General features: G+C 39.7%; 12 protein-coding genes, 3 pseudogenes and 1 other annotated feature. Of the genes and pseudogenes, 12 read left to right on the plus strand and 3 right to left on the minus strand.

Features of this window, described 5'->3' with window-relative positions; genetic code table 11:
* Nucleotides 1-591: 591 nt before the first annotated feature.
* The 8 genes and pseudogenes from TT12_RS14460 to TT12_RS14500 all read left to right on the plus strand — a co-directional run bounded on the left by TT12_RS14460 (nucleotide 592) and on the right by TT12_RS14500 (nucleotide 5,909).
* Nucleotides 592-1,611 carry a WG repeat-containing protein gene (locus TT12_RS14460; protein WP_045456209.1) on the plus strand — a complete coding sequence of 340 codons (1,020 nt, stop codon included), beginning with the start codon at nucleotides 592-594 and terminating at the stop codon, nucleotides 1,609-1,611.
* Between the two features lie 71 nt (nucleotides 1,612-1,682).
* On the plus strand, nucleotides 1,683-1,949 hold the full coding sequence (locus TT12_RS14465; RefSeq protein ID WP_045456212.1) for a hypothetical protein: 267 nt from the start codon (nucleotides 1,683-1,685) through the stop codon (nucleotides 1,947-1,949).
* A gap of 10 nt (nucleotides 1,950-1,959) precedes the next feature.
* Complete coding sequence (locus TT12_RS14470) at nucleotides 1,960-2,181, plus strand: hypothetical protein (protein WP_045456215.1); 222 nt, start codon at nucleotides 1,960-1,962, stop codon at nucleotides 2,179-2,181.
* Nucleotides 2,182-2,685: 504 nt separating this feature from the next.
* Nucleotides 2,686-3,234 (plus strand): hypothetical protein, encoded by a 549-nt coding sequence (locus TT12_RS15830; RefSeq protein WP_207804106.1) that lies wholly within the window; start codon nucleotides 2,686-2,688, stop codon nucleotides 3,232-3,234.
* Between the two features lie 172 nt (nucleotides 3,235-3,406).
* Nucleotides 3,407-3,799 carry a hypothetical protein gene (locus TT12_RS14480; RefSeq protein WP_045456218.1) on the plus strand — a complete coding sequence of 131 codons (393 nt, stop codon included), beginning with the start codon at nucleotides 3,407-3,409 and terminating at the stop codon, nucleotides 3,797-3,799.
* Nucleotides 3,787-4,086, plus strand: coding sequence for a hypothetical protein (locus tag TT12_RS14485; protein ID WP_045456221.1), 300 nt, complete (start codon nucleotides 3,787-3,789; stop codon nucleotides 4,084-4,086). The genes TT12_RS14480 and TT12_RS14485 overlap by 13 nt, the downstream gene beginning before the upstream one ends.
* Nucleotides 4,077-4,679 (plus strand): hypothetical protein, encoded by a 603-nt coding sequence (locus TT12_RS14490; protein WP_045456225.1) that lies wholly within the window; start codon nucleotides 4,077-4,079, stop codon nucleotides 4,677-4,679. The genes TT12_RS14485 and TT12_RS14490 overlap by 10 nt, the downstream gene beginning before the upstream one ends.
* A gap of 12 nt (nucleotides 4,680-4,691) precedes the next feature.
* Nucleotides 4,692-5,909: pseudogene (locus tag TT12_RS14500) on the plus strand (IS3 family transposase).
* Nucleotides 4,967-5,083: a sequence feature (AL1L pseudoknot), on the plus strand. (Overlaps the previous pseudogene by 117 nt.)
* On the opposite strand, the pseudogene TT12_RS15835 reads toward TT12_RS14500, so the two are convergent.
* Nucleotides 5,907-6,143: pseudogene (locus tag TT12_RS15835) on the minus strand (transposase); the annotation flags it as partial. The pseudogenes TT12_RS14500 and TT12_RS15835 overlap by 3 nt on opposite strands.
* A 330-nt stretch (nucleotides 6,144-6,473) precedes the next feature.
* Entirely contained in the window at nucleotides 6,474-7,487 is a 1,014-nt protein-coding gene (locus tag TT12_RS14505; RefSeq protein WP_045456231.1) for a hypothetical protein, read from the minus strand.
* Nucleotides 7,488-7,967: 480 nt separating this feature from the next.
* Here TT12_RS14505 and TT12_RS14510 point away from each other — a divergent pair, with 480 nt between their 5' ends.
* From TT12_RS14510 to TT12_RS14520, 3 genes are read left to right on the plus strand one after another with little or no spacing between them, the layout of a single operon-like run.
* A complete protein-coding gene (locus tag TT12_RS14510) occupies nucleotides 7,968-8,447 on the plus strand; it encodes a hypothetical protein (protein ID WP_045456235.1) in 480 nt (159 codons plus the stop codon).
* A gap of 16 nt (nucleotides 8,448-8,463) precedes the next feature.
* Entirely contained in the window at nucleotides 8,464-9,552 is a 1,089-nt protein-coding gene (locus tag TT12_RS14515; protein WP_045456237.1) for a hypothetical protein, read from the plus strand.
* Between the two features lie 5 nt (nucleotides 9,553-9,557).
* On the plus strand, nucleotides 9,558-10,199 hold the full coding sequence (locus TT12_RS14520) for a hypothetical protein (RefSeq protein WP_045456240.1): 642 nt from the start codon (nucleotides 9,558-9,560) through the stop codon (nucleotides 10,197-10,199).
* Between the two features lie 121 nt (nucleotides 10,200-10,320).
* Here TT12_RS14520 and TT12_RS14525 read toward each other — a convergent pair.
* A pseudogene (locus TT12_RS14525) lies at nucleotides 10,321-11,378 on the minus strand (IS3 family transposase).
* A 190-nt stretch (nucleotides 11,379-11,568) separates the two neighbouring features.
* Here TT12_RS14525 and TT12_RS14535 point away from each other — a divergent pair.
* Nucleotides 11,569-12,168, plus strand: a complete 600-nt coding sequence (locus TT12_RS14535; protein WP_045456246.1) for a hypothetical protein — start codon at nucleotides 11,569-11,571, stop codon at nucleotides 12,166-12,168.
* Nucleotides 12,169-12,386: the final 218 nt, after the last annotated feature.

The following is a 12,386-nucleotide window of genomic DNA, read 5'->3' on the forward strand; positions in this document are numbered from 1 at the left end:
AACCGCTCCCTGATTTCTAAGGGATTAAGACTTACCTAACTGTGCCATTGTGTCGCCCATTAGAGTCTGAACCGCTCCCTGATTTCTAAGGGATTAAGACCTAGTTATCCGATCAGTTATACTACGGTATACGTCTGAACCGCTCCCTGATTTCTAAGGATTAAGACCGAATCTTGTTTGGGTCTGAACCTGGAGATAGGTCTGAACCGCTCCCTGATTTCTAAGGTGAGAGACGTTAAAAAATTGCATGTCAATTTTAGTCTCGCAAGAGAATTTACATTTTCGTAAATTCTGTCAAGCTAGCTACAACGGTCTGAACAGAAAATCTTAGGTTTTCTCTTGCGTCAGGGCAAAGCCGTAGTGAACCTGCACAAAATATAAAAAAGGACACAACGTCATCGTTGTGTCCTTTTTTGTGCCTTTAGATTCTTCAATGTTAGTTAAACCTCTTATACTACATAACATATATATTGATTATTAAAATAAAGTTGACTACTATTGTTTATTTAATTTAGTGATATCTATAGGCTGTATTTCATAGATATATTTTTGGATCACAGATAGCGTTTATACCTTACAAACGAGACTTAAATGAAAAAATATAATAGTAAAGCGGCCATAGTATTGGGTCTATGCGTAATGTTTGGCGCAGGTAGTGCAACTGCTGGCTTACAAGCTTTTGAATTAGAGAATACGGAGCAATCTCAGTGTGGCTACAAAGATGACAGAGGAAAAGTCATCGTACCTGCAAAATATGATAGCTGTGGTGGCTTCTCTGAAGGTATGGCTCGTGTCGCGATCATGAAAATAGGGATGGTTAAAGGCTATGATGGCGGTGAGGATTATGAAGACTATCTATACTGGCAAGGCTATATTAACGAAGCGGGTAAATTAGTCATACCTGTTGAGCATCAAGCACCAATGACTGGCGGCTATTATATTGATTTTCGAGATTTTCAAGAAGGTATGGTAGCGGCATATAAAGACGGTAAATACGGCTATATGAATAAGGCAGGGAAAATGACCATACCTTACTTATATCAGAGTGCTGGTGATTTCAATGATGGGCTGGCAGTGGTCAGTAAGGACGATAAATTTGGAGCAATTGATAAAACAGGTAATACAGTCGTACCATTTAAATTTAATTGGCTAGATGACTATTCAGAAGGGTTGGCCAGATATAACACATCGACATTGGGTGATGAAGATAGCAAAACAGGCTTTATAGATACGTCTGGCAAAACCGTGATAGCGGCCAAATGGGATGAGGCAATGGAGTTCTCAGAAGGACGGTCTGCTGTCAAGATTGGAGATTATAGAAGTGGTAAGTGGGGCATCATCGATAAAACAGGCAAGGTCATTGTTTCATCAAAATATGACATGGCTTATATGGAGCCAATGGGGGATGCGGTAGATGTTGATGGCGGCCGCTATGAAAATGGAAAGCTCGATGTCTATAACCTAAATACCAAAGGTGCTAATGCTTATGATGAGGGCTATGACAGTATCACGCGATATACCTTAGATCGCCAAGGTAAGGTACTCTCTAAAAAGACTTATGCAGACTGGAGTGAGATGGACGAAGAGCGTTATCCGCAAAACTATCAGTGATTCTATAAAGATTTGTAGAACCATCTAATCTAAATTAAGAGAAAACTTATTGTGTTAAAAAAACGAGTCTGATGTTCGCGGCATCTTTGGTTATTTTGGGGCTATCTTCTACCTCCAATGCAGCACCTAAAACGAAATACGGTGTGACAGTGGTTGAATGTGAATTTGACTATGAGGATGAAGAGTTTTGTACCGATAGCCGCTTAAAAAGCTACGCAAAGGTTATAAAAGAGCGCAAGCCTAACTTTGATGGTAATAAGGTTATTTATGTCTTTGAGACTAATGCCACAGGTTATATAACAAGAAACCATATCGATTGGTTGTTATCGACCTGCTAAGAAAACAGTCGTGCCTTTTGGCTATGCATTATCAGCTGCAACTGACGGTGAAGGAAAGGCGGTAGCCGTGAACAATAAAGGCGATCCTATACACTACGGCTTCAATCTTAAACCCAACCGTTTTTGTTTCTCTGGTGATATTGATGCCTATAGAATGTCTTCAGGTTATATGAAGGAGCCTTTTTGCTTTAAATACGATAAGTCTGAACAAGGCTTGGTAAGAGAGTATTAGGTTCATTTTTATATATATCTTCTAGATCAAAGGCTGTACGTCAAGTCAGCCTTTGCATACTGCTAAATCTAAAGTTGATAGTTATATGACTTCAGGAGTTTATAACTTTTACAGCTGGAAAGACTATTAATCACAATCTCAGAAATTATTATCAAATATTTATATCAACCCCAAATCTCTAAGTATCCCCACCTAACAAGGACTGGGGTATGCTGTTAAATCAGTAGAACCAAACTTGGGAGGTTTTAATCAAACGGCGTTGCAATAAAACTCATGATAAACCTGTCTAGGTGATTTCATCCCAAACCCTTTTGAATTCTAGTTTGATTGTATTCAAGCTCAATATAGAGCTTGTAAGACCTGACCAAAACTTATCAGGTTATTATTTTAATAAGTGATTTTAGAAAAAAATATTTAATGTAATTGAGGTAGGATTAAACAAATGTACTTACAATACTATAATTTCCGTTTTCTGTACTGACCCCTATTAAAAAAGGAATTCTTATGAAAAAGCTGGCGGCTTGTCTTTGTTTTGCCTTGGCTTGTATCTCTACCTCTCATGCTGAAACCATCGCTGGTTACAGCTTTGAAAAATACCCTGCCAAAATCTATAACGGTAAACAAGCACCCTTAAAATTAGGTGACTGGAGCTCTTTTCGTACTCGTCTGAAAGAAGCTCATAAAGATGGTGAAATTAACTTCGCGGGTAACTATATCGTAACAACCTGGGGCTGTGGTACAAGCTGTGTGTCAGGGGCTATGATTGATAAACGTACTGGCAAAGTATACGATATCCCGCTAGGTGAAACTGAGGATAGTGTCACCCCCTATGAAAGTGGCGCAGAATGCTTCGCAGACAGCGCGGAACTCGATGACAACGAGCGTTTGGCTTTCTATCCCAATAGCCGCTTATTTATCAGCCGCAATTGTGAAGGCGAGCAAGTCAACGAAACCACCGGTAAACAACTTATCACCTATTATGTCAACATTTGGGATGAAAAGACCAAGACATTCAAACTAAAAAAGGTTCAGCAATCTAACTCGTTAAAGTAGACTACAGTCAATTTTAAAATAAATTTTTTCTGTATTTACCTTTTAAAGCCAAGTTTTTAGCCTAAACTTGGCTCATACTACTCCCTACCTTTTTTAGATGCCTTAGCTTGGGCTATCTTGACGGAAAAAATCAACCACCTCAAACAAACCTGCTCGTCCGCAATACCATCGCATGCGTTATGACTATAACGAAATAGGGCAGCTCATTAGTGCTAACAATCCTAACAGCCGTACTAACTTAGCATATGATGCGGGCGGTAGACTGATAACAGAGACTCTCATCAGTCACTTAACCCAAGATGGACAGTATCAAGCACGCGAGCACACCCTCACTCATGACTATGACGAGCTTGGCAACCGCCTCAACACCACCTTACCCGATGGTAAAGTCATCAATCAGCTGTATTACGGCTCAGGGCATCTATATAACCAAAGCTTTATGATCCTAGCAGCGATGAGCATATTGAGATACGTCATAGCGAGCGCAACAAGCTCCATCAAGAGATCAGCCGTCAACAAGGCATGCTTGAGAGCAGCTATAACTATGATCCTGTGGGACGCTTAATCAAGCAATACAGCAGCAGTGATAATCATATTACTATACAGCGCGATTACAACTATGACGCACTAGGACAACTAACTCATTTAAGCGGTCATAGTGTGCTTGGTTCTAATAAAAGAACTGAGCAGAACACGGCAATTCAGAATCAACAAAGTCAGTTTACTCGCAATCATCAGTACCAGTACGATACACAAGGTCGATTAATTGAGCATAAGCTGACCGACTATCAAACCACACGGGTATCACTGAAGTATTCGCCTTTGACCCTGCTAGTAATCGTGTGCCTGTAAAAGTCGCTGATAACACAACAGACAACACACAGATTGATCATGGCAGACCGCGTGAGCTGATTCAAAACAACCAGCGCATTAGATACACCTATGATAGTCATGGGCGAGTATTGTATAAAACTCTCGAGGCGATTGATAATCCTGATACCGAACCACGCACTGCGCTGCAACTACAGTACAACGCCAACAATGAGTTAGAGAAAAGTCTGCGTACTCAGTACCAAGGCGATCAAATTATCAAAACCCAAACTGTCTATCACTACGATGCCTTTGGACAACGTATACATAAGCACAGTGAAACTAGAAAATTTACTCAAAGCAAAGAGCAGCTCAGACAAATCAGTAAAACCCAGCATCAGCATGCTCATATGCTATGGGATAGTGATCTACCAATTCAAGAATATAATGATACCCATGTTTACACTACTGTCTATGATCAAGATAGCTTTAAACCAGTCGCCCGTCTTGCTTGGCTGCGTGATGATATCCTACAACCCGCGAACGATGAGCCGATAACCATACAAGATAATTTGCATATAAAAGTAAAAGCAGAACTGAACCGCCCCGGGATTGTCGGAGACTCAAATTTCTGAGAGAATACGACAATGAAAACACGAAACTATACCCCTGAAATGAAAGAGCGTGCGGTTCGCATGCTCATTGAAGCCAAAGACGAATATCCTTCCACATGGTCAGCCATCAAAGCCATAGCGCCAAAGATAGATTGCACGCCTGAAACCCTGCGGTCATGGTATAAGAAGCACATCGATCAAACCATACCTGCTAATGTTCAAGCTCAAAGCCAAGCCGAGCGCATCAAAGCGCTTGAACGTGAGAACAGAGAATTAAAGCAAGCTAATGAGATTATAAGGAAAGCAGCTGCTTTTTTCGCCCAGGCGGAAATAGACCGCCCACCGAAGTGATGATCAAATTTATTGATGAGAATAAGTCAGAATATGGGACCCAAGCCATTTGTAGAGTCTTGCCTATTGCTCCATCAACCTATTACCGTGCTAAAGACTTGGAGAGCTGCCCTGACAAGCGCTCATTACGCAGTCAACATGACGACTTCTACATCAGTGAAATCAGGCGCATCTGGCAGGACAGCAAGTGCCGCTACGGTACGCGTAGAGTCTGGCAGCAAATGAATGCTGACGGCATTCATGTGGCTCGTTGTACGGTAGAGCGGTTAATGAAGCATCATAGCATGCAGGGGGTTTGGCGCGGTAAAGGTAAGATAATCACCAACAGCCGTGATGACCAGAAGCGCGCTGATGATTTGGTCAATCGCAACTTTAGCGCACGCCACCCTAATCAGCTATGGGTGGCTGATTTTACCTATATCAAGACGACAAGCGGCTGGGTTTATACTGCTTTTATCATTGATTTGTTTGCTCGCGCTATCGTGGGCTGGAAGGTATCTAATCGTATGAATACCGATATGGTGATGGCAGCACTTAACCAAGCCATTGCAGACAGAAACCATCCTAAAGATGTGATTCATCATAGTGATCGCGGGGTTCAGTACTTGTCTATCCGCTATACAGACAAAATGACAGATTCTGGTGTGATCGCCTCTGTTGGTACAACGGGTGATTCATACGATAATGCGTTGGCTGAAACGGTTAACGGGCTGTATAAAACGGAGGTGATTGATTATTTAAAACAGCAATGGCAAGGTGTGAATGATGTTGAATTAGCAACTTGAATGGGTGGACTGGTTTAATAAAAAAAGGCTGCATAGTGCGATTGGCTATGTGTCACCTTTTGAGTTTGAGAAGCGGTATTATGATAATCTTAATCTGTTAGGCATTGCTGCTTAACTTGAATAAACAGTCTCCGATATAGTCGGGGCGGTTCAACCTATTAAAACGGTTGTAGGCCGTTTTCCATGGACATAGCTCACTCGGTATATCACGCCATGGCGCGCCTGTACGAAGTTTCCACAATATGGCTTCCATGACTTGTTTGTCGTTTTTCCAAGTATGACAGCCATGAGCCTTCATGGTACTTTGGAGTTGTTCCCATGTATTATCGGTGAGCACTGTTCTTGCCATAATTTAGAGAGCCCTGTTTGAAATAGTCTCTTTATTTTAAAGCCTTTATACTTACTTTTACAGATTAGGGACACGCCCTAATAGCAGCTGAGTTTTTTGTTTAAATCCTTATGCATTCGTAACCGCATCAACACTTATTACAAAGGCTATGGTTCGATGCCTGTATAACGCATCAATCACGAGTAGAATATATATGGCAAGTACACAACGAAGCACACCGCGACTATCATAGTGAGTTAAAATGTTGATATTACTGGCCTACAGAGCAGCTATCAAGTCCTCACTAGGGAATCGAACCAGTGAAATCACCTAATTCCAGCTAGTATCTGGCTAGGGCAAAGTGTCAACTCGATCCTCCCAGCGTCTTGCTTGTTCGGCATAATCTAGATCAATGGTTTTTAACCGCTCGTATAATTCTGTTAATTCATTTGTAGCAACATAACTTCCTTGCTTGGAAAGATCTTCAAGCTCCTTAAGTTTTGGGTCTAATAGTTGGTGAATCACGTCTACCGTGGAATCATTAAGCGTTTTATTCATTCGACTGATGTAACTATTTACTAATATAGCCTTCGTGTCTAAATGCCCTGCTTTGGATAGCAAATAAGCAGTCACGGCTTCAACACTACTCTCAGTCTCATGCTGTAAATTAATAGGGTTGTTATCACTGATATGTCTTTGTTTTTCTGTGATTGCTACCGCAACCATATAATTAAGTAATGGTGATACATCGTTAGGGCTAAAGGATTGATGGTAGTCAACCACATAGCTCATATACTGCACAGCTTTAGCATCATCTTTAGGTGCGAATTCGCCTAGATAATTATGAACCGCCATATAGATGTATATGTTTATGAACTTGTCTGGATCGTGCTTTTTCTGTTTTACTGGTTCTACTTTTTTAATTATTTGGTCAAGTTCTTCATTATCTAAACCTTTATATTTAGAGAAGCCTTCTGGTACATCACGAATAATTATCTCCGCTATCTTGTCTAAATCGTGTTCAAGTTGCTGATACAGCGCAATAGCCTCTTTGTCACTACTGAATGGCTTACTGGCTTTGCATGGTTGAAAGTCTTCCACTTGAAGATCTAAGTTATTAGAATGAACTTCAATACCATTTGGCGTTTGTGTGACATTATTCAGATCAATGGGCGTGTCAGACTTTTCAATGTGCTTGTAGATGTCACAACTTGATGAGCTGTCAGTAACGCTTGATACGTTAAAAGAGTGGTTAGGTGTGCTTTTAGCGATTGCCATTGATGACAGCGTAGAAAGCACAGCAGCTGAGAATATAGATAAAATTGGGTTTAGATAATTATTAATATCTACTTTTTTGTTGTACATAGTGCACTTTCCAATATATTCGATAAAGTGAGTTGTGACCATATCTTGCACTCTGTACATTAATAACTTAGATTTACAAAATAGGGAGCATACCGCACTTTCTTGTTTACGTCTGATACATGACTAGCAATAATAGCGGAAAATTCAGCGTTATGATTTCTTAATAAAGCTGTTCGCAAGATTTGTTCGTTTCTAGCTTGATCTATGACTTTTATGAGCGGTCTATGGTCTAACGTATGTACGGTTAGAGTAGCGAAAAGCTAAAATTTTATGACTAATTATTGTTATTTGGTGCAAACAATCACTATGGTTAATCGATCAATAAGATAAATCTTTGTTGCTGCGTTTAGTTTACCAAGTTTATCTCTACGGTTGCTTCAGCATAGCTCACAGGAGTGTAGGTTTGTCTTTTCATTGTCGTATTCTCTCAGAATGTTGAGTCTCCGACAATCCCGGGGCGGTTCACATGCGGATACTAAAGTGAAAGGCAAAGCTGATAGTGGACTGGTGTTCTATGATGCTACGCTCAAATCACAGAGAACCGCTGAAAAATTACCAGAGTCAGCGCCTAAGCCAGAAATAAGCGACTCACAGAAAAGCCAGCTTCAAAAGGCTGTGGATGCAGTTAAAGAGGCAGCGAGTGCTGATGGTTGGCAAGGTATATTAGTCAAGGGATTGTTGATTTTTCTAGCTTTGGTGTTGGCATTCTTTTTAGCCAAGTTAGTTGCAGTAGTATTTGCATGCGCTTTAGCTATGACTTTAGCTGAAGCCATTGCAGCCGTTATCGCTCTTTTAACTGCTTCAGCTGCGATAGCTAAAGATGGTGTAAAAGATGATAATGGCAAGCATAGAGATGTAGGATTATTAGAAGCTTTGAAAACAGCATTTGGTATAGATATCTCTAAAGAAAGCATAAAAGCATATGCGTCAAAAAATGGGATCAAACGACTGACTGGGTAAAAGGGTGGTTTAACTAATGTTTTTACATTCGGATAGTTTTGAAGATGATGTGACTGAAAAAGAAAGAATCAAGCGACTTAATTTTGATCATAGACATAACGGTCAGTTATGGGGTTACCATGGAAAATTTCATAGGTGGATTCAAGAAATTGATAATAAGTTTATGCGTCAAAAACTGACATGGTTGCAAGATGACATTCAGGCAGGTTTTGCTAGCTATAACTATCGAGATGTTTATTTTCAGAAGCATGTAGAGCAGCCTTGGATAAATGATCTCTGTCTTCAATATTATTCTAATGATCATATGGTCAATTTTGATAAGACAACTATATCAATACTTGATGGCTTAGATAATGAATTAATCATACCTCGTGAAAACTATCAAAATATTTATGACCCTATAGATATAACAGATTCGCGAGATATGGTTGAAGAACACAATATCTATTTCTACGATATGCGTTTAGATACACTGTTTAGTAAAATCACTGATGAAGCAGAAGACTTTTGGGATAAACGATTACTATATTGGGATGAGCTTAAAGCGTTCGAAGTTAAACTTGAGCAACAAGAAGAAAAGCGATGGCGAGGTATTGAAATAGACCTTGTAGGTTTCGAGGTTGCACCTCATCACTTTCCTGCTTCGATTTACGAAGAAGATAATAAGCCTGTACTTGATTATGAATCTGTCCCAGATATTAACTTTTTGCTCTATTCATCTGTACCTTATATTAAATTAGGACAGATCTATTTTGAAGGTTTTGAATATCAAGAGCAGTTAAGTGATAAAGCTTTTAAAGTATTTACCAGACCGATTAATGATCAATATCAATGGGCGCTTAGCTTATTCGCCTCTGGTGGTTTATTATGGCATAGTTTTGTCCCTTTATTAATGATTATTCCTACCAACCAAAATCGACCCATTAAACCTAAAAATGTTGTTTATCAAGAGCTTTGTCTTTTTCTTCGCGGGTATTATTTTGTTGGGGGTAATACCGAAGGGCGTGCTTTACAAATAAAAAAGTTTAATTATATTAATCGCTATGTCAACCGTTACATTGACTGGATGCAAGATAAAGTAATGGGTGTGATTGAGAGTGACTAATCTATATGAAAAATTCAAAAGCTGGTTTTAGTAAAGAGGAAGTGAAACGAATTAATGAGAATGCCATTGAATATGATCTTTGGTGGCGTCCAGAAGCACAGCTTCTAAAGGTAAGACAAGGTGCAAGCCCATTCGACACAGTCGTACAGTTACTTACTTTAATTGATAGAGGGTTATGGCAGCCTTCTACAGAACTACTAGGAGACTTAATCGATTCCCCTCAAATAAAAAGCAAGTTTTCGGAATGGGTAGAGGCAGATATAGAGAATGGCTGGCTACCTATCTACTATAATCGACACATACAAAGCCAGGTTGTGGATAACCTAGAATCGCTTGAACTTAAGACTACACTAGATCAAGTGTATAAAAACCTCAATGTTCAAACTCAGTTTGATGATGCTATTTTGACTTCTGGTGATAATATGGGTTGGTTTCCAACTAATATGGAGAACTATAAAAGTCGTTGGATTGATCCAGTTAACACGCCAGAGCTAGATAGTAAGCTTGTTGATCAGATCAATGAAGCTATAACGCTTCAAGCAAATTACAACGATGGGCGAGGATATCGCATCGGACAATGGCTTTATCTACTGCTGGCTGAAAAACAGTTTGGGAAGATGATATTGAAGGATATCCCGTTTCACTAGACTATGCTAAGAACTATCCTAGACTTGGACAGTTTTGTGACCTTCGTCCGTTACAATTTATGGAGTCTGACTTCATCAAAGAGGGTAACCCTCTCAATCCTAAGACACTTATTCAATAGAATTAAGCTTCATGGTTTAGTTTCTGTGTTGGCGTAAAGCGCCATTGCCCATATTAGGACGCTCATAATTATAGTAATACAACCCATCCTCTGCTTGCTGACGGACTTGATCTAAATCCGTAAACAACTCTTGGTTTAACCAATCATAGCGCATGGTTCTGTTATAGCGTTCAACATAAGCGTTTTGCTGTGGATTGCCAGGCTCAATGTAACTGATAGTGATGCCTTGTTCTATTGCCCAGTCTCTGAGTGCACGATTGATGTACTCAGGACTATTATCACATCTGACTTGATTAGGCTTACCTCGACATTCAATCAGCTGGTTCAAGCTGCGTATGACTCTTTGAGCGGGTAGTGAGAAATCAATCTCGACCGTGAGTGCTTCACGGTTATAGTCATCAATCACATTGAACAGTCTAAAGCCACGGCCGTCAGTTAGAGCATCATGCATAAAGTCCATACTCCAGCTTTGATTGGGTTTTACAGGTATAGCAAGTGGCACGGGTTTGGTACGCTTAATACGGCGACGATGCTTGATTCTAAGGTTCAATTCAAGATCACGGTAAATACGATACACACGCTTATGGTTGTAGGGCAGCCCCAGTACATTACGCAAAGTCATAAAGCACAATCCAAAGCCCCAGTTCTTGTTCTGGGTGGTCAGCTCTATCAGTCGCAACAGACTGATGGTAATAACAGGTCACGCTGATGTTAAAAATCAAGCAAGCACGGCGGATACTGATGCCATACTCTCTAATGTAGTGACAAGCCATCTCACGGCGCCCAAGCGGCGCTACCACTTTTTTGTCATGGCATCCTGTAGGATGTCGGATTTAAGACATTCATCAGCGTACATCTTCTTTAAGCGAGCATTTTCAATCTCAAGCTCTTTAAGACGAGTGATAAGCGTGGCATCCATACCGCCATATTTAGAACGCCAGTTGTAGAAGGTGCTTTGTCCGATGTTGTGCTCACGGCACAAGTCAGCGATAGGGACGCCTTGTTCTGCCTGTTTTAAGATGTTGACGATCTGATTATCAGTAAAGCGTGTCTTTTTCATAGGATTCTCCTGCTCATATATTTTAGCAGTTAATCTCTATTTTTAGGTGTTCTTATTTATTGGGGGGATTACACTGGTATAAAATATGATGTTATGTCTGGCACAGATTCTAATATGCGTACGCATGTAGAGCGTATGCCTGATTTCATTTGGCGAATGTTAACTTTCTAGAGTTAAAAAGGTAAATCGTATGGAGAAGTTCAGTAACAAGACAATAATTGACGAAGAAATTATTATTGAAAGTAACAACTGTATATTTCTAGGACCAAATTTAAAACTCGTTGATTGTGTCGTTATCAATAAGCAAACTGCTAGAAATGTACTATTTTTAGATGCTGAAATGACTGGTGGCACATTTTATACAAAAAAGCAGCTAAAGAACTGGCAAGAGCGCAGTATCTCTTTCAACAATGTGACTTTTAAAGGAAATTTTTTAGGATGTGATTTGGGCGGGCGCTCTGATCAAGACGAAAACGAACACCATGGACTGGTTAAAAATTGCGACTTTAGCAATGCTAATATGCATCTTTGTCGTTTTTTTAACGCAGACATATCAAGTATAAAATTTGCTAAGTGGCCTTTTTTTACTATTATTAACCCTTCAAAGGTTGTAACACAAATTGATAACTTAAATTTTCCCACTGAGTTAACTTGGTTAATAAACCCATCAAATCATCCTGACGAGACTACAGCACTATTATACAACGCTGAATTGATTGCTAAGGAAACTGGAGTTGATATAGAAGTTATCAAAGGGCTAGTCAGTCAGATCGACGGCATAATAATGTAGTTTATTTTATGCTCATAGAAATCATCACTAAGGAGGTTTGTTATGATTGGAGATACAGTTATTTTTGAACCAGATTTCAAGAAAATTAAGTATTATCCAAAAGAAGAGCATGAGTTTAAATTTGAAGAAATTTGGTTTGATGTCATTACGATGCTTGAACTTACGGGAATAATTGATATTCCAATTGATATAGGTGAAACTGTTGCTTATGACGAACG

The sequence above is a fragment of the Psychrobacter sp. JCM 18903 genome (assembly GCF_000586475.1).
GTDB lineage: Bacteria > Pseudomonadota > Gammaproteobacteria > Pseudomonadales > Moraxellaceae > Psychrobacter.

Coding starts and splice junctions, on each gene's coding strand:
- TT12_RS14465 (WP_045456212.1), top strand. CDS start 1,683: ATGTTCGCGGCATCTTTGGTTATTTTGGGGCTATCTTCTACCTCCAAT.
- TT12_RS14480 (WP_045456218.1), top strand. CDS start 3,407: ATGCGTTATGACTATAACGAAATAGGGCAGCTCATTAGTGCTAACAAT.
- TT12_RS14535 (WP_045456246.1), top strand. CDS start 11,569: ATGGAGAAGTTCAGTAACAAGACAATAATTGACGAAGAAATTATTATT.
- TT12_RS14460 (WP_045456209.1), top strand. CDS start 592: ATGAAAAAATATAATAGTAAAGCGGCCATAGTATTGGGTCTATGCGTA.
- TT12_RS14505 (WP_045456231.1), bottom strand. CDS start 7,487: ATGTACAACAAAAAAGTAGATATTAATAATTATCTAAACCCAATTTTA.
- TT12_RS15830 (WP_207804106.1), top strand. CDS start 2,686: ATGAAAAAGCTGGCGGCTTGTCTTTGTTTTGCCTTGGCTTGTATCTCT.
- TT12_RS14515 (WP_045456237.1), top strand. CDS start 8,464: ATGTTTTTACATTCGGATAGTTTTGAAGATGATGTGACTGAAAAAGAA.
- TT12_RS14520 (WP_045456240.1), top strand. CDS start 9,558: ATGAAAAATTCAAAAGCTGGTTTTAGTAAAGAGGAAGTGAAACGAATT.